We start from the raw sequence: 23,326 nt of genomic DNA on the forward strand, positions 1-23,326 counted from the left end.
TTTTTTTTTTTATTATACGGCCAACCACGAGATCTTCACTCTTTCCCCACACCGCGCTCTTCCGATTCAATTTCCGCTGTAGTCATTGCAATCCTAGGCTTAGTGGCACTCGTCAATACTTTTTTTGCTTATTTGGCTAATTTGGCTGCTAGTGACAATTCCCTACTACAGCTAATCGGTAATATCTTTAGTGTGATTACCTTAGATAATATCTTTGGGGTACTGTTTTTGCCCTTGACCTTTCTGACTGGTGTTTCCCTAGATTGGCAAGAACTGTGGCAAGCCTCTGTGCTCATCGGTCAACGGTTATTACAAACCGAGATTCCTTCCTATCTTAAGTTAGCCCAGCTATCAGCCCAGGGATTAATTAGCGATCGCGCTATTTTGATTATCAGCTATGTTCTCTGTGGCTTTGCTCATATTGCCTCCTTTGGCATTTTTGTTGGTGGTTTAGCTAGTCTAGTTCCCGAACGTCGTGCTGACATTAGCGCCATTGGCTGGAAAGCTCTCTGGGCAGCAACTTTAGCTACATACATGACTGGCTGTATTGCTGGTGTGTTTGATTTCGGCAACCCAGCAATTTTGGGGAAATAGTCTCAAGTCAGCAAATCTAAATTCTAAAGTCTAAATTCTAAAGTCTGAAATGGTAAAAATTATAATTGATATTTCATAATTCCTCCTGCATAATTCCATGAAACGTAACCAAATTTTGCTGATTGGTCTAACTCTGCTAACTACCCTATTACTGATAATTGGGGGGCGCACCTCTTGGTCTAGACCCGAGCAATTGACTATACCAATACAATCATTACCAGCTCAAGCTCAATTGTCTGCCCTAGCAGCGTTTCCCACTACTGCTGATACTTCAGTCCATACTTTAAGACTTAATCAAGAACCTTATAAAGATCTCACAAAGCGCTTTCAGGTGGGTATACTTGAAGGGTATAAGGTTAGTACCATAGGTGGTTTCCCCTTAATTGAATCACCCGATGGTAACTTAGCCTACACGGTGCTTGTAGAACAAAGAGCGACAGATCGTTCATTAAGCAACCCTTCCCTAGCACAAATTGCTATTGAACAGTTTAGGCGGGGTGAAGGATTTCAAACCGGTAATTTTCAGCCAGTACCAGGAGGGGTGTCTCTTCCTTGGAGAGGTAACTTGACCCTAGGTGGTCAGACTCAGCCAGTCAGTGGAGTAATCTTGGCGCGTCAGCTGCGTAAAAATGTGGTAGTGATGCTAATTTGTGCCACAGAATCAGCTCAGGGAGACGTTAAAGATGGCATTGCACTTTTGGCTAATACTCTCAAACCTCTTTAAGGTCAATGCCATGCTCCTTACGCTTCAGGGAAGCTGGTAATTTTCCATCGTCTATGGTGCATTATTTTTTCTCCACCAAAGCTGCCTTGACTTACGAAATATAGGCAGTTTTCTGTGCTGATCACGTCTAGTAACATCGGATGAATTACCTCCTTATAAGGGGTTATTCTTTGAGTATTTATTAGTTATCAAAAAAAATAAATTAACCACTAATCATATTTTACAAATTATAGGTAAATATAAGAGGTCTTTTTTTATTGTCACATAAAACTCCGGATCTCCTTCATAGCTTACTTTTTACCTCTTGTATGCCAGCCAATTTATGCAACAAGTCTGTTTACAATTCATATAAAAATCTATAACCACCTTTAATTAAATTTACTTTATAGACCATCAGAGTCAGTATGACTTTATTTCTTTTTCAAAAAAGTCTCAATATTCCGGATCAATTTCATTAATATTGTATTGATAATTATACCTGATGCTATATAGATTTTTTATTATATTTTTCAGGTTAATTAATAGTTAATTTGAGTTTTAAATAATCTTCATTATTTATAGTTTATAGTTGATAGTTTCAGTCCTAGATTAGTGGCATTTATTATATATTGTGAATTAAAATTAATTATTGATCATAGTAAAGATTTATAATAATTTTTAATTTTTAATAATCTAGATATTTTATAAGCTAATTATTTCATAATTAATATTTTTTCATATCAAATATTTTCCATAAAAAATCATTTAAAATAATTTAATTAATTTCATGCGTTTATTGATTATTCAGTATGGTGGAGATTACCATGAAGCCTTTAAATGCTTAGCTAACGGTGGAGCTGAGACATACTATGCTCAGAAATATTCTGTAGATGCGGTAGCTGAAATTGGCAAACAAATTGGGGAAGTTGCAACTCTCTGTTGTATGACCGAAAAACCCTATAATCAGCTGCTGGAAAAAGGAGTTCGTGCCATTGGTGCAGGGTTTAATGGAGAGATTAACGTTAAAAAGTTAATCAAATTGATTGAAGATTACAATCCGAATCATTTAATTGTTCGCACACCCATTCGGGACGTTTTTCATTGGGCAATTGAGAATAGTGTTCCAACCTTAGCCCTATTTGCTGAATCTATTCCCACCAGCAAGGTGCGTAACAAGGTTCGTAATTATTTACTAAGCCAATTATTAAATAATGATGGCATCCAATGGATTGGTAGTTATGGTATTGATTCCTCCCGAGTACTCCAGGAGATAGGAGTCAAATCTGACAAGATAATTCCTTGGAGCTTTATTGTTACTGAAACCCCAGAATCCTTGCCATCAAAAACTCTACCAGCACAGGCTAAGTATTGGCAACTGTTTTACATTGGGTCAATGATTGAAGCTAAAGGGGTTGGCGATATATTAGAATCTATCGCTCAATTAAAAGCTCATAAATTTCCAATCAAATTGAAGATAGCTGGTAACGATCAAACAGGTTTTTTTGCCAATAAAGCTAAGGAGCTACAAATCGAAGACTGTGTAGAGTTTCTCGGACTAGTACCAAATAATACCGTAGTTCCTCTGATGAGAGAATCTGATCTAGTATTAGTTCCTAGTCGCCACGAATTTCCAGAGGGTTTCCCACTAGCAATTACTCATGCCCTTTGTGCTCGAACTCCCATCATTGCTTCAGATCATCCAATGTTTATTAATAAACTAAAAGATGGGATCAGTGCGAAAATTTTTCCGGCTGGCAACTCTGTTGCTTTAGCAGAATCTATTCAAAAGCTGCTTTCAAATTCAGATCTTTACCATAATCTGTCGATAGCTTCTTACGAAACCTGGAAGAGTTTGCAGGTTCCAGTAAAATTTGCTGACCTAATTCAGCGATGGCTACATGACTCACCAGAAAATAAACAATGGTTAATTGATCATCGTTTAAGTTCAGGGCGCTACAACTCAACATCTCCCCACTAAAATTTAATAATTATTATTATTGCTATCATTAATAACCAAAATCAATAATTCCTAATCTATATAATTTCAGGTGCATTGTAAAAAATTATCGGATTAATACCAAGTATAAAATAATAATTACTAACTAACAATGCAAGTTACTTTTTCAAAAATACCGTTTAACCGCCCTGTTACTGTTGGAAAGGAATTTGAGTATATCCAACAGACCATCAAGAACATGGATCTTTCCGGTGATGGTGCTATTACCAAACAATGTCATGCTCTACTCGAACAAATATTGTCAGTTCCGAAGGTTCTGCTAACCACTTCCTGCACCCATGCTCTGGAAATGGCGGCACTACTATTAAACATCCAACCAGGGGATGAAGTCATTGTTCCCTCCTTCACCTTTGTCTCTACTATTAATGCCTTTGTATTACGAGGTGCTCAACCTGTTTTTATCGACATCCGCCCGGATACCCTAAATTTAAACGAAGAGAAATTAGAATCACTGATTACCCCTCGCACTAAAGCTATTGTTCCTGTACATTACGCCGGTGTAGGATGTGAGATGGATGCTATTTTAGAGATTGCTGGGCGTTACGGTATACCAGTTATTGAGGACAATGCTCATGGGCTATTTGCTAAGTACAAAGGCAAGTATCTAGGTACATTTGGTTGTCTAGCTACCCAGAGTTTTCACGAGACTAAGAACTTTACTTGTGGAGAAGGTGGCGCACTGCTGATCAACGACCCGAAGTATATCGAACGTGCTGAGATTATCCGCGAGAAAGGCACTAATCGCACTCGCTTCTATCGCGGTCAAATTGATAAGTACACCTGGGTAGACATTGGTTCGAGTTATCTCCCCTCAGGCATACTCGCAGCTTTCTTGTATGCTCAGCTAGAAAGTCGCCAACAGATTCAGAGTAAGCGACAGCAAATTTGGGAGTACTACTACGAAAATCTCAAGGATTGGGCACCGGAGTACGGTATCCGCTTACCAATCGTGCCAGAGTACTGTGACCAGGCATACCATATGTTTTACGTACTCTTACCATCCCTAGAGAAGCGCCAAGCCTTGATTGCTGACTTAAAAGCTCAAGGCATCTACAGCGTTTTTCACTATCTGCCATTGCACTTGTCTGATATGGGACGAGAGTTTGGGGGCAAAGAAGGAGACTGCTTGGTGACTGAGGAAATAAGCGATCGCTTACTTCGTCTGCCTTTTTACAACGATATGACTGAAGCTGACCAAGCAAGGGTTGTGGCATCAATCAAGAAATTTTTCTGAACTTTAGCAGCACTCTCAGATATACATAACTGAGGTAAAACTCGGTAACAAACACTATAAATACTAGGGTGAGACCCTACAAGTAGAGTTCCTGCCTAAGTCCTGAAATAAATATAGCAGTTCTAAATGATTCGTGAAATATATTGGCTAAAGTGTTCACTATAACCTTTTTCCAGTAACGATTCCAAATTTTTCTGATTTTACAAATGATTTAGAATTGCTATAGATAGGCGAATATCAAGGCAGCTATCTAAATCGATAAATCCAATACTCAGCTGTAGCAATAAGTTGTGTCAGTGAACCAGAGGAGGATACCACTCACGCCATTAACTTAGACGTGGGTTTTGAAACAATTTCCAAAATTTGGAGGACGGTAATTCTATGGCTCAACAAGTCCGAAAAGCCATATTATCAGCGGATCACTATGCTTCTACGCCAAGAAACATGTGGTGTATTGCCATAGCTCATCCTTATAAAAATACTTGAATCTAAGACCAGTTAACTTAGTGATGTATGAAATTGTCGGTGAAACCCCTAACACCTTTAAAAAAAAAACCTAATGCCCTATTACCCTAAAGCTAACTAAGCAAAATGGCTTACTGGGGAGGTTTATATCTAAAAATCATGACATTAACTAGCCAAATCCTGGAAAATCAATAAATTATTAATTATTTTAATAATAATCATGGTTCAACATCCAATCATTACTTAATCGTGAGCTATAATTGAAGCGGTACATTTGATGGCAAGATTCAACCTTTGTAAAACCGATGAATCAGCAGTTGAGAGTTGGGTTTTTCTCTTTTCAGAACTATTTAGATAAAAATACTTTTTCGGGCATACTTTATTATATGCATAAGTCTCTGGAATCAAGAGACATTAAGTTAATTGATCTCGGTAATCCGAAAAAAATATCGAATAATAAATCCCATTGGGGTAAGATAGGAAAGCGTATAAAATCAAGGAATATATTTTCAGCTTTAAAGTCTCAGGATCACAATAAAGAGCTCAAACGATTCATAGTTACAGTTCAAAATCAGTTAACCAAAACTCCCTGTGATCTACTGTTTTGTCCAGTTGCTTCAGAAGAATTAAGTTTTCTTGAGACTAATATTCCTATTATTTTTTTATCCGATGCTACTCCGAAATTGATTAACAATAAATACTATAATAGTTACGAAACATTAGAAGAATTTTCCTTAGCTGAAAAACAGGAATTTGCTGTACTATCAAAATCCACTAAACTAGTTTATTCTTCAAAATGGGCTGCTAATTCTGCAATTAGTGACTATCAGGCAGAACGAAAAAAAGTTGAAGTAATTAATTTTGGAGCCAATTTAGATAACATCCCCTCAATAGATCAACTATTTCCAAAATCTAAGGATTCCCGTTGCCGTTTATTGTTTATTGGTAAAGATTGGCAGAGAAAAGGTGGAAATATTGCCTTTAATACTCTAAAATCTCTGCTCAGCATGGGAATTGACGCTGAGCTAGTTATGCTTGGTTGTATACCACCGGAGGAAATTAAGCATGAGCGGCTAACGGTCATTCCTTTTTTGAATAAAAATATTCCTGAGGAACGAGAGGAACTTAATCAATTATTTTTGCAATCCCATTTTTTTATATTTCCCACTCGTGCTGATTGTTCACCAATTGTAATTTGTGAGGCTAATGCATTTGGTCTTCCTGTAATTACAACTGATGTTGGAGGAATCTCGACAATTATTAAAGAGGGGAAAAATGGTTATATATTACCGTTAGATGCCTCAAGTGATCAGTATGCTAGTTTGATAGCAAATAACTTTGCTGATCGGAAAGTCTATGAACAGTTAGTCAAGTCTTCTCGAGAACAATACGATCAGTATCTCAATTGGGATAAATGGGCAGAAGCTATACATCTTGTGATGAGGAGCATGTTGAATTGATATCAACCCCTCGTCAATCGGATTATATATAGCAATCCGTGTCGCAGTTGTGAGATTTGGAAGAAAGTGAAGAGGGGAAAAATATACTCATCCCCTCTTTATCTTATGCCTCATTTCTAATTTAGAAATACTTAACGATGAGGGCAACGTTTCTGACCACACTCTAAGCCGTTAAGCGTATCAACTATTGATAAGCTCTTTTGCTAGCAATGGTAGTGGCTTACCGTCAAAGTATTCAGGAATTGGTGCACCCATCAATTGTAAAATCGTGGGGGCAAGATCAAGAGCATGACCCCTTCCGAAATCAACACCAGGCGCAATACCTGGACCATTAGCGATGATAAATCCCTCAGAGCGATGGCTACCAGCACGATAATGGGGTACAGGACCAATACGTCCAACATCAGGACTTTCAACCACATCTGTGGCATACTCATCTTGCCAGACAATTACTAAGTCGGGATCAGACAGCTTAGGATTTCGATCACTGGCCGACTTCCGTGTCTTGATGATGTCCTTGATCATCGGTATACCTTTTCGGGCATCTTTAAGAGCGTAAAGCTTTTGGATCAGTTCATCACACAACGCATCATACTCCGATGGGGGTACCAATCCTTGTGGTTCTCGTCCCTGAAGATTGATGCGGATATATCCTTCTGCAAAGCTTGGTAGGGCAAACGCTTTCATCTTGGGCCAGAGGGGCCTATACCAAGAAGCTGGTTGGTAAGGTACTACATCGGTTTCCTTAGTGAGCCTGAATGGGGAGATCAGATCTGTTTCTTTAGAATAATCTAACCATGGCTCGATTAGTTCGAAAAGCTTGGTGGGAGTTTCTCGTCTCAAAAACCTTCTAATTGGATTAGGGTCATACTTAGTACCCCACAGATGTCGCTCCCAATAGTTCCATTTCATTTTGCTCATGACTGGTTCCAGGGGTGTTCCCAACTCACCCCCATTCGCCAGGGCAAATTTGCCTGGGAAACTATGGCGATATAAAAACTCAGCCAGGAAGGTCGTGCTGGGCACATCCATGGTGTTAGGACCCATGCCATGAGCAGAGAAAATCACGACATGAGCATCCTTTGGCGCTTTGGCTAAAATCTTGCCGATTGCGCGATCAATGGCTTGAAAGCCTTCAAGCATTGGATCACCTGAAACACGGGGACTCAAATCCTCATACAGAGGATGCTCCGGTTGACTCAACTGCCAGAAATTGTGACCCATTGAATGGGCTTCGCCAAAGACTGTTAGAAACAAGTCCCAAGACTCTCGTTGCAAGAGATCTTGACAAATATTAGCGCGACGGGCAATCCCTGTCTCGAGAATTTTCTGAAGTCGAAGTGTTGTCTTTAAATCGAGGCACACTGAATAGTCGTTATGGAGCCCTGGATGTTCTCCATGTTTGTCAACCAGTTCTTGGAAGAGTGAATTCGGTAAAGACCCGCTAGCGACTTGAGGAGAATGGGCTCCCCAAGCTAAAGCTTGGAGACCATTTACCTTCTCAGAGAGCCGAGCTTGAGGCATGTCAAAGACTGCCACTCGATAATCTTCACCCAAGGCATAAAATGGAGAATACTCATTATAGTCATAAGCTGCCTTGGTGTAGAAATCATAGGTACCTTCTCGAAATCCTAAGAAAGACCAGAATCCAGTTTTTTCAGGTGAGCAGCCAGTCAAAAATGTTGTCCAAGGCGTTTCTGCACTAAACGCTTCAAAGTTTTTCAGGCGTCCATAGGTTCCCTGGTCCCGCAGACGACGTATAGTCTGGAGATGTCCCTGAGACATCCATTTCTCAATCACAGACGGCTCAGCTGAATCTAGGCCAATGGCAATAACAGGCTTTTTCATTTCTCTGAAAGTAAATGTTAATACTGGAGATACAACCTGCAACTTAACCAGGGGCATTTGTGAATCTTGGCAAGTCCTAGAGTGGCATTAAACTCGATTTGGTCTATCTTATACAACAGCTAAGGTTTACCGTTATACCCCTACTTTTATTTTTACTTATGGATTGACCAAAATCCTGATGGTTATATAAATTTATGAACAAGATTAACTTAAAGTTATAGATGATAAACTTTTGAGAAAAAATTTTTTATAAAAAATCCGGATAACTGGATTTTTTACCGTATATCTTAGTGTTGAGAATTACCAGGTCAGCTTTCAGCAGTCAGCAGTCAGCTGTCAGTTTACCAATCAATATCCAATTCTAAAGTCAGTTTTGCTAGCCCTGATAGTTAAAATTAGTGTACAGTATATTTTCTAAAAAAATACCAATAGTTACATTATTTTTTTTTAGTTTTTGTCTATTTTTATTAATTGTTTTAAATCCCACATATCCTGAAATTTTTTATCATAAACTACCTAATTTATTAAGTCAATTAACTTTGCAAAGCGATCCAGCTAAAACTAGTAACTTAGGAATTAACCTTAATGGCATTGCTGATTGGTCAACTGAACTTCCTTTCTTAGATGCCTTCAAATCGTCGAGACCATGGATTACTCAATGTGTCTCTGGAGAAACAGGCTGTAGTGGTTCGTGGGAGACTGAGGAATACGATAAACTGGATTTAGACGAACAGGGCTGGGTTAAGTCTTTACCTGCTCCAGAAGCTCCTCCTGAATATACTCGTGTGGCTACACTACTTTTTACAGGGATGAAAAATTATCCAGCTGGAAAGTATGTGGTTTTATACGATGGAGAAGGGACTATAGAATACAAGTTTGATGCTACCAAAGATGAGGTAGCATCAAAGCCAGGAAGAGATGTAATTAATGTAACGCCATCCGGGGCTAGTATCTATTTAATAATTACCTCTACGGATCCTAATCAAACAGGGAATTATATTCGCAATATTCGTGTTGTTCAAGCTAAGTATGAAGATACTTACGAGTCTGAACTATTTAATCCTGAATTCATCAATAAAATTAAAAATTTTCAAGCCATCCGTTTTATGGACTGGATGGAAACCAATCATTCTAAGCAAGGGGAATGGGCAAATAGACCAAAAGTAGATGATGCCTCCTACGCTTACGGTAAAGGTGTACCTGTAGAAATCATGGTTAAACTGGCCAATCGAATTGGTGCTGAGCCATGGTTTAATATGCCCCATCAAGCTACAGATGACTATATAACTAATTTTGCCCAAATCGTTAAAGATACCTTAGATCCAAATCTAAGGGTTTATGTGGAACTGTCTAATGAAGTGTGGAATTGGCAATTCCAACAAGCTCAGTATGCCTTAGCTCAAGGTCAAGCTAGGTGGGGCAAGGATAAAGGAGATGCATACATGCAATGGTATGGCATGCGCACTGCTCAAATGTCTGATATTTGGAAAAATGTATTTGGTAGTGACAGCAATAACGTTGTGTCTGTTATGGCTACCCATACCGTATGGCTTGGTTTAGAAAATGCTGTTTTAGATTGTCCTTTGTGGGTAGCAGAGGGTAATACTCCTTGTTATCAACATAGTATTGATGCTTTTGCGATCGCAGGATATTTTAATGGCAGCTTAAACGCTGAAGAAAACGAAAGCACCATCGAGTCTTGGTTAAATGAACCCGATGGCGGAGTGTCAAAAGCGTTTAAGCAGATAAAATCCGGCGGGTTACTTCCCAAAGAAGAAGACTATGAGAGCTTAACTGATACTTATAAACTTTTTAACTATCATCAACAAGTAGCAGCTAAGAGAAAACTACAGTTAGTGACTTATGAAGGTGGTCAACATCTTGTCAATTCCGATAATCAAAAACTAACTGAGTTTTTCATTGAGCTTAATAGACATCCAGAAATGTATAAAATTTATACACAACTCCTGAATGAATGGAAGAATCAGAACGGTGGCTTATTTATGCACTTTTCTGATATCAAGAAGCCGACTAAATGGGGGAGCTGGGGGGCTTTAGAACATGTATACCAAAAGAGTTCACCCAAGTATGATGCCCTAATAGACTTTATCGATCAAAATTCCTGATCCTGTAAACTTCCCTAGAAAGCTGTACAAGGGTGAATCTGCTACAGTTTAATCTGGCTAAATCTTTCACCAACAACGGAGCGCGTTAGGGAAACAGCGTTTCAGTGCTACCTCTACGTTTCAATTCTTTGCCTCGTCCAAGAAAAGAGCTAAATTTTCAAGGCAGTTAAACGATGAACACTCTCTCAGCTGTAGAATACAAACCCCAAGGTGTGAAGCAAATTGGATTAGTTGTGATTGGACGCAATGAAGGTGAACGCCTACGTCAGTGTCTACTGTCTGTGATTAAGAACGTCGCTCGTGTGGTTTATGTCGATTCTGGCTCCACAGATGACAGTGTGGAAATCGCTCATTCTTTGGGGGTAGAGGTGATTGGACTCGACCTATCTAAACCCTTTACTGCAGCTCGTGCTAGGAATGCGGGATATATCTACCTCAAACATTTAGAGCCAAATCTTAAGTTTGTCCAATTCGTGGATGGGGATTGTGAGGTAGTAGGGGGATGGCTCGACTATGCTCAAGGGGAACTGGAAGCCAACCCTAATGTCGCTGTAGTCTGTGGTCGCCGACGAGAGCGCTTCCCTGAAAAATCTATATATAACAAATTGTGCGACATGGAGTGGGATACACCAGTAGGTGAAGCTTCTGCTTGTGGTGGTGATGCAATCATGCGCACAGAAGCTTTTGAACAAGTCGGAGGGTTTAATCCTACCCTAATTGCGGGTGAAGAACCGGAACTGTGCTTGCGGCTGCGCCAGAGGGGTTGGAAGATTTTTCGCCTAGATGCTGAAATGACTTGGCATGATGCCCAAATGACTCGTTTTAGTCAGTCCTGGAAGCGGTTTTTAAGAGCAGGTCATGCTTACGCTGAGGGAGCCTGGTTACACGGTCACACTCCAGAACGCCATTGGGTCAAAGAAAGCCGGAGCATTTGGTTCTGGGGATTACTCTTACCTCTGTTAGTATTTGCGATCGCATGGCTCACCCATGGCTTGAGCTTATTACTGTTACTGGGTTACCCTCTGATGACTTACCGGATCTATCGTCATAAGTCCCAGACAGGTTTGAGCTCAACAGATGCTTTACTTTATAGTCTCTCTTGCATGATCGGCAAATTTCCTCAAGTCCAAGGTCAGATTCAATTTCACCTAAATCGATTGCTAGGACAGCGTAGTAACTTGGTTGAGTACAAAACTGTACTTAATAGTAACAGTTAGATATAGCCATTTTCATAGCTATCAGGTACACAAAATCAAGATTTTAGGGAACAGAAAATAGGGAATAGGGAATAGTCTAAAAGAGATATAAACAGGTAATTTATTTGATAATTAATTTTAATTTATGAAGATAAGATTTGCTTTTTTTATAGCGTTTATGGTTAAGTTATTATTTTTTATTGCTTTTTTTAATTTTATTTAGTTTTATTATATATTGCCTATTTATTTTTTACTGTTTTATATTCCAGAAAAACAATAACTTATCTTAAGCTTTGAGGATGTTCAATTGTGTTAGCTAATCAGCCATTAATCTCATTGATTGATATTCCATTCTTGGTAATAGCATTTGCCCTTATCGTTCCAATTACAGTTCTTTTTATTGAATGTAGTGCAGCAATTTTGCCTAATGGCTCTGAGCCATGGTCGGATGCTAGCAAACCCCGACCAACGGTGGCTGTTTTAGTTCCAGCTCACAATGAAGCCTCTGATATCAGTGCCACCCTGGAAACATTACTACCTCAGCTTACGGAGCAAGACCGACTAATAGTAATTGCTGATAATTGCACTGATGACACCGCAGCAGTGGCTCGGAAATCTGGCGCTATTGTAATTGAACGACAGGATTATGAGCGCAGAGGTAAGGGATATGCCTTAGACTTCGGTATGGGGTTTATTGAGCCTAATCCACCGGATGTCGTGGTGGTGGTTGATGCAGACTGTATCGTTGCTGAAGGAACGATTTCACGGATTTCTCACCTTGCGATCGCTACACAACGACCAGTTCAGTCAACTTACTTAATGACACAACCAGACAAACCGGTAGTAAAGGATTTGATCTCTACTCTGGCGGTTAAATTCAAAAATACAGTCCGTCCGAGTGGGTTACATCGACTAGGCTTACCTTGTTTGTTAACCGGTTCAGGAATGGCGTTCCCCTGGTCAGTGATTAGCAAAATCTCTTTGGCTGGCAGTAAAACAGTTGATGATATGCAGTTGGCTTTGGATTTAGCGATAACTGGGCATTCCCCAATATATTGCCAACAAGCACAAGTCACAGGTCGTCTGATGAAAGACGCTTCAGCAAAGAGTCAAAGGTCACGCTGGGAGCATGGTCATATCGAGACTTTGCTAAACCAAGTTCCTAAGTTGCTCAAAGAGTATCTTCGTCAAAGACGAAGAGACCTATTAGCGATCGCATTAGACTTATGTGTGCCACCATTGTCCCTATTGGTTCTAATTTGGGTGGCTGCTACAGGGGGATCTTTACTCGGGGTAGCCTTGGGAGGATCATGGATAAGTACCATTGTCTTACTAATCGAAGGAGTGTTGCTGTTAATTGCGATTGTTGAAGGTTGGGCTAAGTTTTGCCGAGCAGACTTTCCGATCCTGATGCTCTTAGCTGTCCCGGTTTACATTCTGTGGAAAATTCCCCTCTATCTGGCTTTTCTGGTGGAACCTCAGACCAAGTGGATTCGCACAGAACGGGATGCAGTCGATACCCCATCATCCTAATCAACTGATTCTACTAGAGGAGATCATTCTCTGGTCTATTCTTTAGCTTAGGTATATAGCAATTCTACGACTTGTGAGGTACAAATATCTAGGTTTTAGGGAGCAGGGAGCAGGGAGCAGGTAAGAGGAACCCACCCCTAACCCCTCCCAGGAGGGGAAGGCAAGAGCCAATAGTCAAACAATTCTGTGTACCTCATGAGTCCTATAAACGCTATAATATTCTTAAGTAATGGTTTGAGAATCAAGGTAAATTAAATTTCTAATATCATAATTCAGCCCATGGAATTATCCTTGGGCTTACCGACTTTGGATATCAATATTGGATAGTTTACCCACAAATATAGCAGAAGTCAGAAGTTAGAATTCAGAAGTCAGAAGTAAAACTATTGCGCTTACTTAGGTTTGAGACTTTTGTCATATCCTAACTGCCCTTGCGACTGCTATACTATCAAATAGAGTAGCATCATCAGTGTATAATAAAAATATAACTAAACCGGCGAATAATACTAAGTATTTAAAGGAAAAATATTAATCTATATCAATCATAATATAGTAATAATAAAATTATCGGTAGCAGTAATTTACATAATTTGTATAAACTAGATTTATAGTTATTAATATAAATTAAGTTTGAGATAAAAAAAAATAGACTATAAATAACCCAAACAAAAGGAGTTTAGATCACTCCTGAATATTGAAAATTTTTCATTCTACATCGATAAACTATAGCATCGATGTGAAAAGGGTTATACACCTGGACAATCCGGATTATTGCCCTGATAGTTGGTAATTATTAGTGTCTCCCTGCAGAAATTAGCATCCTCTTGGATATACAACAGGGGGCTGAAACCTTATCAACTAGTAAAAGGGGCAGACAATTGCAACAACTAACATTAAACGAGCAAGATGAGTTAAATACTCCTCAAAAAGGATTAAATCTCGGTCCGCTTTTGAGGATTGCCCGACGCCAAGCCATGGTGGTTTTAGGGATTGCAGGTTTAGTGACTGTTGCTGCTACCTTTTTGAGTAGCAAATCTCCCTCTACATATTCAGGTAATTTTCAGCTGTTAGTCGAACCAGTCACATCTGCTGCAGCAATATCCACTGAACCAATGACACTTACTCGGGGTCAGGGAACAATACCTGGTGCGGGAAATTTTGAACTGGACTATGCAACTCAGATTAAAATCCTAACCAGTCCTGAAATCTTATCTAAAATAGTCAATAAAATTAAATTTCAGTATCCAGATTTTACCATTGGGGTACTTCAGTTATATTTAAAAGTTGAACGTCTCGAAGAAGAAAGTCAAGGGGAAAATACTAAAATCCTATCAGTTACTTATAGTGGAACAGATGAAAAACTAGTAGAGTTGGTCTTAGAAACAACAGCTGAAGAATATGAAAAGTATAGTTTAGACGACCGAAAAACCCGCATTGGTCAAGGAGTTATATTTATTAATGATCAACTCCCTAAATTACAGGATAGAGTTAATAGTCTCCAAGGAAAGCTACAAAATCTGCAACAGCAATATCAGCTAATTGAACCTCAATTTGATGGGGAACAATTGTCAGATAAAATTCGTCAAATTGGCGATCAAAAAAGAGAGACAACTAGACAATTACAAGAGCTAATAAATTTAAAAAATAGCTTACAAAGACAATTAAAATTATCGCCAAATGAAGCTTTAGCTTCTTCTGCCTTAAGTGAAGATCCTAACTATCAGAAGTTACTGGCAGATCTTAAAGAAATAGAAAGTCAAATTGCGATAGAATCTGCCCGCTTTCAGCCAAATAGCCCTAATATTCAAACTCTACTAGAGCAACGGCAAAATCTACAAAATCTTCTCAATCGGGAAGTACAACGGATTCTGGGTCAGAACTTAGGAGGTCAACCGATTAACCCGCGAGTGCGAACCCTTCAAAATCCAATTCGTTTACAACTGATTCAACAATTGGTTGATACCACTAACCAAATTCAGGTACTACAGGTTCGTAATCAGGCTCTGATACAGACTCAAAACACTGTTGATCGCGAAACCCAAGAATTTCCGATTTTTGTTCGTAAGTATAATGATCTACAGCGGCAGTTACAAATTGCTACTCAAACTCTCAACCAACTGGAAACTCAGAAAGAGACATTGCAGGTGGAGAAAGCTCAACGGGAAGTGCCTTGGGAGATAATTTCTAAACCTCAGCTTTTAAGCGATCCGACCGGTAAGCCGATCGCAGAATCTAGTCAGAATAAGTTGATATTGTTAGGAGTTATGGGCGGTTTAAGCTTAGGGATGGGTACAGTTATACTTTATGATAAATATCGGAATATATTCTATGAAATTAAAGATATTGAAGAAAGCCATAATTTACCGGTATTAGGAGAAATACCATTTAGTAAAAATCCTGAAATTTTTACTAATTATAGTGTAGATTTTAGCAACGACGAAGATAAAGTATCTGAGGATAATCGATTTAAAAAAGCATTCGACTCTCTCTACACTAACATGCATTTTAGGTTTTGTAATCCACCCCTGCGCTCCATCGCCATTTGCTCGGCTATGGCTGGGGATGGTAAGTCTAATGTAGCTTTAAACCTAGCTCACATGGCAGCCTCCAAAGGTCAGCGAGTTCTATTAGTAGATGCTAATCTCCATTCACCTCAACTTCACTCCAATTTGAATTTACAAAACTTGCCAGGACTGAGCGAGTTGCTATCAAACGACCAAGAGGTTGTGATGGAGCGGTCGCCTTTCTCAGATAATCTTTTTGTGTTGACTTCTGGGCAATCTTTAGTAGATTCTCCTCAAGATCTGGCGTCTACTCGCATGGAAAAGATTATGGGGCATTTTCAGGAAAAATTTGACTTGGTTATCTATGACACTCCTAATCTACTGAGCTATACAGACGCTAATTTCCTAGCTGCTAATACCGATGGAATCTTGATGGTGGTCGGATTAAGAGGAACTAAGAAATCTCAATTCAAGCAAGTCCTCGATCAAATAGACAGGTTTGGCTTAACCTGTCTGGGCGTAGTAGTTAATCGTGTTCAACCATCTTCCTTGACTGTCTCACCCTAGAAGATGGGTTGCTGAAGGTTATTTGGTTGAAGGTTGTTCGCGTAGCGTGGCCAAAGGCCAAGGTTAATCGGTTGAAGGTTATCTTGTTGAACGCGTGGGCGTTCAACCAAAACTTATTCTGACGGACAGGATATGACCTATCCCCAATGCGATCGCAATCCGGATTCTGACTTCACACTTAGTAAGAACAATAAGGAAGATACTGTCACCAACGTTGCTTTAGTCTAAGGAGGCAGCAAAATTGGTACGGACATGGAGCCTAATCAAGTGATGTTAATTAAGGGGTTACATCCCTTGAGACATTTTAATATTTTTATCGATCTATTCCATCTCTTAGATAAGGTGTCAATCTACCAAAAATTCCTAGACACAGACATACAGTTGCCCCGAGTTCACGATGACAATTGCCTATCTAGTTAATCAGTATCCTAAGGTAAGTCACAGCTTCATCCGGCGAGAGATTGCAGGCCTTGAGGCTTGCGGTATTCAAGTCAAACGTTTTTCTATCCGTTCCTGCGCCTCTCAACTAGTTGATCCACTTGATCAACTAGAGCTACAGAAGACTCGATTTGTCTTAGCAGTTGGCATCGTGGGCTTGTGTTTGAGCCTATTACGGACTGCCTTAACCAGACCGATACGTCTTTTGAAGACCTTAGGGCTGACCCTCAAAATCGGCTGGGGTTCAGACCGAGGAGTTTTGAATCATCTAGCCTACTTAGCTGAGGCTTGCGTTTTGCTGGGTTGGTTTTCCGAGTCAGATATTGAAAAGGTTCATGCCCACTTCGGAACAAACTCAACTACAGTAGCGATGTTATGTCATGCTCTAGGTGGACCATCTTACAGCTTCACAGTTCATGGTCCAGAAGAATTTGATAAATCCCAACTTTTAGCTTTAAGAGAAAAAATCAACCGAGCTGCTTTTGTGGTCGCTGTTAGCTCCTTTGGCAAAAGCCAGCTTTATCGATGGTGCAGCCACAATCAGTGGTCAAAAATCCATGTGATCCACTGTGGTGTGGATGAGATGTTTTTGAGTAAACCCCACACCCCCATACCAGAGGTGCCACGCTTAGTTTGCGTTGGTCGCCTCAGTGAACAAAAAGGACATCTACTCTTGATTGAAGCGGCCCATCAGTTAGCAGCTGAGGGCTTGCAGTTCAAGTTGGTACTAGTGGGTGATGGACCGTTGCGTACGCAAATTGAAGCCACTATTGCCCAGTTAGGCTTGGAAGACCACATTGAGATTACTGGCTGGGCTAGTAATACTGAGGTTCAGCAACAAATTTTAGCAGCACGGGCTCTGGTACTGCCCAGCTTTGCGGAAGGATTACCAGTCGTGCTCATGGAAGCTTTAGCCCTGGGTCGTCCAGTGATTACTACTTATGTTGCTGGGATACCTGAGTTGGTCAGTGATGGCAGCTGTGGTTGGCTGGTGCCACCAGGCTCTGTTGAAGCCTTAACCGCAGCAATGGCTGAAGCCTTAAACTCCCCGGTGGAAAACCTAGAGGAAATGGGTAAAGCTGGGGCGGAGCGGGTTGCTAGGCGGCATGATATTGCAACAGAAGCTAAGAAATTGTCAGGCCTATTTTTGTCTAATCCTGAACTACCTCCAAAGCAAGCTCCCATTGAGGCTGCACCAAGCAGTGCTAAGCTCTCGCGTATTTAAAATTCTCACAACTATAGGAGTCGTTATTTGTGATCTCAACAGCCAGCTCCTTTCTGGCAAAAGACGGTTAAAGACGGTTAGCGAGTATTCATTTGATGCTCAACAAGTAGTATCTATCTAGCTGTAACTTAAAACCTAAAAACTACATTACACAACATACTCAGATATCAGCAGTAGAGCCAATCTTTAAAACTAACCAAATTATCTGATGCCTTTAAGTCTGCAACCCCACCTATCCCGTCTACCTACTCGGAAATATAACCATGTCCTCATCACTTAAAAAACAACTCCTCCGTGGGGCTATTTGGACAGTAGGTGGTTATGGAACAAGTCAGTTTCTGAGACTGGCAAGTAATCTTGTTCTGACCCGCCTGCTTGCACCAGAGTTTTTCGGCTTAATGGCTCTAGCCAACGTTTTCATCATTGGCTTACGGTTATTCTCCGATGTCGGTATTGGTCCAAGCATCATCCAGAATAAACGTGGGGATGACCCAGTTTTTCTCAATACTATCTGGACTATTCAGGTTTGTCGGGGTATTGTGCTGTGGGTGGCTTGTCTGATAATTACTTGGCCGATTGCCCATTTCTATAATAACCCGCAGCTGTTATGGCTGATGCCAGTCATTGGTGTGATTCCACTGATTGAGGGATTCAACTCCACTGCTGTGTGGAGCCTCAACCGGCACATGGCATTTGGCAAAATCATGATGTTTGAGCTGGTGGTGCAATTGTCCGGCCTGATCGTGATGCTTGTTTGGGCTTTTTTCAATCGGACAATCTGGTCTCTTGCTGCTGGGAATGTAGTGATGGCATTGACCAAAATGATATTGAGTCATTGGTTAATTCCCGGAAAATCAAACCGCTTTACCTGGGAGAAAGAGGCAGCTAACAGCATCTTTTCCTTCGGGAAATGGATATTTATTTCAACCGCGCTTACTTTTCTCGCGACCCAAGCCGACCGACTAATTTTAGGCAAATTATTTTCATTTGAGCTATTGGGGATTTATGGTGTTGCCTTTAATTTAGCATACCTACCTTCTCAGGTAATCTCGGCAATTAGTTCCAAGGTGCTTTTGCCAACGTTTTCTCAACTGGCTGACTTGCCTCGGGAAACCTTTCGGATCAAGATTTGGTACAATCGCCAACTTATCCTAGTGGCTGCAGCGTTGATGTTGACAGTCAGTACTGCTTTTGGAGATGCTGCGATTTTTATCTTATACGATCAGAGGTTTTATCAGGCGGCTTGGATGTTACCAATCCTGACCCTAGGCATCTGGCCTGCATTATTAATTGATACCGTTCAGCAATCCCTGATGGCTCTTGGAAAGCCAAACTATAACGCTTACAGTCAATTGGTCAAGAGTATTCATGTTTGTATTGGCATACCCCTAGGATTTTATCTGATGCAAAGGTGGGACAATGGACCACTCGGAGCAGTACTGGTGATTGCTTTCAATGACATTCTCCCTTATTTTGTAATAACTTATGGTCTCTGTCGAGAAGGGCTTTCCTTTATTAAGCAAGACCTCTGGGCTACTGCACTACTGTTGACATTACTGATGTGGGTGATTTGGGCTCGATATATGTTGGGTTTTGGATATCCTATCAGTGGACTTTTTTAAAACAGGGAACAGGGAGTAGGGAGCAGGGAGCAGGGAGCAGGGAGCAGGGAGCAGGGAGCAGGGAGCAGGGAGCAGGGAATAAAAATCATCACAATCTATTAATAATTACTAGTCTTAATTATTAAGAATACCAAAATAAATAAACAACTAATGGATAACAAAATGGATTCAAAATTAAACTATTGCCTAGACCCGGAAAAGTTAACTAACTTTGCGAAGGATCATTGTGAAGCCTATGCCCAGGCTGAGCCATTCCCACACATTATCATGGATAACTTCTTTCCAGAAGAGATTCTAGAGAATATTCTGAATGAGTTTCCTAAAGCTGATGAAATCGATTGGCAAAAATTTGAGGCTGCACCAGAAAAAAAACTGGCCTCAAAATCGGAAATACAAATGGGAGAGTACACCCGATTTTTTCTGTATCAGCTCAATTCATCAACTTTCATTAATTTTTTAGAAACCTTAACTGGCATTGATGGAATTATCCCTGATCCTCATTTTGTTGGTGGTGGCTTGCATCAGATCGAAAAAGGTGGTTACTTGAAAATCCATGCTGATTTCAATCGCCATACAAAATTGCACCTTGACCGCCGCTTAAATCTTCTGATCTATCTCAACAAAGATTGGGAAGAAGACTATGGTGGTTATTTTGAAATGTGGGATCAAGAGATGACAAAGTCTCAGAAAAAAATTCTCCCCGTCTTCAACCGATGTGTCATATTCAGTACTACAGATTTTTCCTATCACGGACATCCTGAGCCATTAACTTGTCCAGAAGGAAGGACTCGGAAATCCTTGGCACTTTACTACTACAGCAATGGCAGACCAGCTGAAGAGCTTTCTAAGGGTGGCGATCACTCTACATTATTTAGGGCTCGACCAGGAGAAAACATACAAGTTAAAAAATCTCCAGTAACCAAAGTCAAGAAATTTCTGAATAACTTAATGAGTTAAGTTAGGAATTTATCAAACAACTCTGTTCACGTTTATGCCCAAAAAAGCCAATGAGTTTTTTAGTCCCCATCGTCATGTTCGGCTGGATTCCAGTTGTCCTTTATCTGTTCATGAGAATTCCAGCTAAGCGGGCAGTCATTGTGAGTTTCATCGTAGCATGGCTATTCCTACCCGTAGCAGAATTTGGTTTGCCTGGTCTACCTGACTATACTAAGATGTCGGCAACTTGCTACGGTATTTTGTTGGCTACGTTTATATACGATGTTGGGCGTTTTAGCTCCTTTAAATTCAGCTGGATTGACTTGCCCATTCTGATTTGGTGCCTATGTCCATTGGCTTCATCTATTACGAATGGGTTGGGGGCTTACGATGGGTTCTCTACTGTTTTGACGCAAACTTTGACCTGGGGAGTACCTTATTTTCTCGGTCGGATCTATCTCAATAACTTGAGTGGATTACGTGAATTGGCAATTGGCATTTTCATGGGCGGGTTGGTATATGTTCCCCTATGTTTGTACGAAACTCGCTTTAGTCCGCAGCTCCATAGGATATTTTACGGCTTCTATGCTCATCCTGACTTTTCCCAAACAATGCGTTACGGGGGATGGAGACCGTCAGTATTTATGATCCACGGTTTGTCAGTCGGTCTGTGGATGATGGCAGCTAGTTTAGTGGGAATTTGGCTATGGCACACTGGGGTGATCAAAGAACTCTGGAATATTCCCATGAAGTGGCTGGTAGCTGCGTTGTTGATCACATTTATATTGTGCAAATCTACTGGTGCTTATTTCTTACTACTGTTGGGAGTTAGCATCTTGTTTTTTGGCAAGTATTTTCGCACTGCTTTGCCAGTCTTTATCCTAATTGGGCTTATTTGTTCTTACTTATACATTAACTCACAGACTGACACCTACGTTAGTGATCAGATTATCTCTAATGTATCGAATATAGTTCCTGAAGAGCGTCTCCAATCCTTAGAGTTTAGATTTAATAATGAAGAGTTACTTGTAGATAAAGCACGGGAACGGATCGTGTTTGGCTGGGGAGGATGGGGAAGAAGTCTGATCTTTAATGACAACGGTGACCTCGTTACGATTCCAGATAGTTTGTGGATTCTTGCTTTTGGTGAAACCGGCACCGTTGGACTAGCCAGCCTGACCACATCCTTACTAATGCCCGTGTTGACTATGTTTTGGTTCCGTTGTCCAGCGGACTTGTGGTCAAAGCGGCAAGCTTCACCAGTGGCGGTGCTGACCGTGGCTGTAACCTTGTACATGGTGGAATTTTTGGTTAATGCCCATGTTAATCCAGTCTTTGTATTGGCTTGTGGAGGACTATCAGGATTGGTGGTCGCAGAACCTACAACTAATAAGGTTAAAAAAGTCCCGGCATTGGCAGCCCAACGTTCTCGTAATCAAAATCGTAATCAAAATCGTAATCAACGAAGACAAGTTCAACGGAATTAGGAATCATATATCAGGGAGTAGGGAGTAGGGAATAGGGAATAGGGAATAGGGAACAGGGAACAGGGAATAGGGAATATAACACTTAGTAATTGGTTTCAAAAACTATGTGTAAATATGTATAAAATATAGCTATTAAAAACTCTAGAGTAATTAATTGATACAAAAACTATTAATAGTAATCCTAAATGAATGAGGATGATTTTTTTTACCTACTCCCTACTCCCTACTCCCTACTCCCTACTCCCTACTCCCTACTCCCTACTCCCTACTCCCTACTCCCTACTCCCTGTTACCTGTTCCCTTTTATGAATAATTTAACTAATAAAATAATCAGCCAAACTTAGTTATGTCTAATGAAGTAAAAAACAATACTCTAAATTCTTTACTTATAGTAATTGTTAACTACAAAACCCCTAGTCTAACTATAGACTGCTTACGGTCTCTAGGGGATGAAATGCCAGGTTTATCGAATACTAGGGTGGTAGTGGCAGATAATGCGTCTGGGGATGGATCGGCTGTTGCGATTAAAAATGCGATCGCAAACGAAAACTGGGGTAGTTGGGCATCGGTGATGGCACTAGAGCACAATGGTGGATTTGCTTTTGGCAATAATGCTGTGATCCGCCCAGCCCTGAAGTCTAATCAGCCACCGGATTATGTGTTGTTGCTCAATCCAGACACCATTGTTCGTCCTAGGGCGATCAAAACCCTGGTGGAATTTATGAGTGACCATCCCCAGGTGGGTATTGCTGGCTCTCGCCTAGAAGAGCCTGACAGTACCCCTCAGTGTTCAGCATTTCGGTTTCATACCGTGCTCAGTGAGCTAGATTCTGGTTTGCGTCTCGGTATCGTATCGACATTATTATCCAAATGGGTAGTTTGGCCACCGATTCCTGACCAACCCTGTCCAACAGATTGGGTAGCTGGGGCAAGTATGATTGTTCGCCGGGAAGTGTTTGAGCAGGTTGGCCTGATCGATGAAGCGTATTTCATGTATTACGAAGAAATGGACTTTTGCCTGCAAGCCCAGAGAGCTGGCTGGGAATGCTGGTATGTCCCTGAAAGTCGCGTAGTCCACTTAGTTGGCCAAAGTTCAGGTGTTACCGATACCAAGCGTCCACCCAAACGCCGACCCCAGTATGTCTTTGATTCTCGGCGACGGTATTTCCTCAAAAACTATGGTTGGTTTTACGCTGCTCTAGCCGATCATACCTGGGCTTCTAGTTATTTATTGTGGCAATTGCGCCGAGTAGTTCAAGGTAAACCCAATCTTGAGCCGCCCCACTTACTTAGTGATTTTCTCCGCAATAGTGTGTTTTGTAAAGGTGCTGCTTTTAGTAGTCCGAAGATTTCGTGATTAGCTTTTAGCTA

Annotated in this window: 15 protein-coding genes; 14 read left to right on the forward strand and 1 reads right to left on the reverse strand. The window is 40.6% G+C overall.

Annotation, left to right across the window (positions count from 1 at the left end; genetic code table 11):
* The 5 genes from F6K52_RS07955 to F6K52_RS07975 all read left to right on the forward strand — a co-directional run.
* Window positions 1–594, forward strand: a 594-nt coding sequence (locus tag F6K52_RS07955; protein WP_293076148.1) for a nucleoside transporter C-terminal domain-containing protein, incomplete at its 5' end; no start/stop codon positions are given.
* A gap of 97 nt (window positions 595–691) precedes the next feature.
* Window positions 692–1,318, forward strand: coding sequence for a hypothetical protein (locus tag F6K52_RS07960; protein WP_293076150.1), 627 nt, complete (start codon window positions 692–694; stop codon window positions 1,316–1,318).
* 766 nt (window positions 1,319–2,084) lie between these two features.
* Window positions 2,085–3,275, forward strand: a complete 1,191-nt coding sequence (locus tag F6K52_RS07965) for a glycosyltransferase (protein WP_293076152.1) — start codon at window positions 2,085–2,087, stop codon at window positions 3,273–3,275.
* Window positions 3,276–3,405: 130 nt separating this feature from the next.
* Complete coding sequence (gene rffA, locus F6K52_RS07970; RefSeq protein ID WP_293076155.1) at window positions 3,406–4,548, forward strand: dTDP-4-amino-4,6-dideoxygalactose transaminase; 1,143 nt, start codon at window positions 3,406–3,408, stop codon at window positions 4,546–4,548.
* Between the two features lie 770 nt (window positions 4,549–5,318).
* Window positions 5,319–6,473, forward strand: coding sequence for a glycosyltransferase family 4 protein (locus F6K52_RS07975; RefSeq protein ID WP_293076157.1), 1,155 nt, complete (start codon window positions 5,319–5,321; stop codon window positions 6,471–6,473).
* Window positions 6,474–6,653: 180 nt separating this feature from the next.
* Here F6K52_RS07975 and F6K52_RS07980 read toward each other — a convergent pair whose 3' ends face one another.
* Window positions 6,654–8,321, reverse strand: a complete 1,668-nt coding sequence (locus F6K52_RS07980) for an alkaline phosphatase family protein (RefSeq protein WP_293076159.1) — start codon at window positions 8,319–8,321, stop codon at window positions 6,654–6,656.
* Between the two features lie 539 nt (window positions 8,322–8,860).
* Between F6K52_RS07980 and F6K52_RS07985 the strand changes: the two genes are divergently transcribed.
* The 9 genes from F6K52_RS07985 (at window position 8,861) to F6K52_RS08025 (ending at window position 23,312) form a co-directional block, all read left to right on the forward strand.
* Window positions 8,861–10,447: a cellulose-binding protein gene (locus F6K52_RS07985; protein ID WP_293076161.1), complete on the forward strand. Its 1,587-nt coding sequence runs from the start codon at window positions 8,861–8,863 to the stop codon at window positions 10,445–10,447.
* A gap of 173 nt (window positions 10,448–10,620) precedes the next feature.
* Complete coding sequence (locus tag F6K52_RS07990; protein ID WP_293076163.1) at window positions 10,621–11,664, forward strand: glycosyltransferase; 1,044 nt, start codon at window positions 10,621–10,623, stop codon at window positions 11,662–11,664.
* A gap of 288 nt (window positions 11,665–11,952) precedes the next feature.
* Window positions 11,953–13,176 (forward strand): glycosyltransferase family 2 protein, encoded by a 1,224-nt coding sequence (locus F6K52_RS07995; RefSeq protein ID WP_293076165.1) that lies wholly within the window; start codon window positions 11,953–11,955, stop codon window positions 13,174–13,176.
* 878 nt (window positions 13,177–14,054) lie between these two features.
* Window positions 14,055–16,247, forward strand: coding sequence for a tyrosine-protein kinase domain-containing protein (locus tag F6K52_RS08000; RefSeq protein ID WP_293076167.1), 2,193 nt, complete (start codon window positions 14,055–14,057; stop codon window positions 16,245–16,247).
* A gap of 397 nt (window positions 16,248–16,644) precedes the next feature.
* Window positions 16,645–17,910 (forward strand): glycosyltransferase family 4 protein, encoded by a 1,266-nt coding sequence (locus tag F6K52_RS08005; RefSeq protein ID WP_293076169.1) that lies wholly within the window; start codon window positions 16,645–16,647, stop codon window positions 17,908–17,910.
* Between the two features lie 263 nt (window positions 17,911–18,173).
* Window positions 18,174–19,532 (forward strand): oligosaccharide flippase family protein, encoded by a 1,359-nt coding sequence (locus F6K52_RS08010; protein ID WP_293076171.1) that lies wholly within the window; start codon window positions 18,174–18,176, stop codon window positions 19,530–19,532.
* Between the two features lie 150 nt (window positions 19,533–19,682).
* Window positions 19,683–20,489 (forward strand): 2OG-Fe(II) oxygenase, encoded by an 807-nt coding sequence (locus F6K52_RS08015; protein ID WP_293076173.1) that lies wholly within the window; start codon window positions 19,683–19,685, stop codon window positions 20,487–20,489.
* A 50-nt stretch (window positions 20,490–20,539) separates the two neighbouring features.
* On the forward strand, window positions 20,540–21,955 hold the full coding sequence (locus tag F6K52_RS08020; protein WP_293076175.1) for an O-antigen ligase domain-containing protein: 1,416 nt from the start codon (window positions 20,540–20,542) through the stop codon (window positions 21,953–21,955).
* A gap of 346 nt (window positions 21,956–22,301) precedes the next feature.
* The gene (locus F6K52_RS08025) at window positions 22,302–23,312 is read left to right on the forward strand and encodes a glycosyltransferase family 2 protein (protein WP_293076178.1); all 1,011 of its coding nucleotides are present in this window, start codon (window positions 22,302–22,304) and stop codon (window positions 23,310–23,312) included.
* Window positions 23,313–23,326: the final 14 nt, after the last annotated feature.

It is taken from the genome of Moorena sp. SIO3H5, assembly GCF_010692395.1.
Taxonomy (GTDB): domain Bacteria; phylum Cyanobacteriota; class Cyanobacteriia; order Cyanobacteriales; family Coleofasciculaceae; genus Moorena.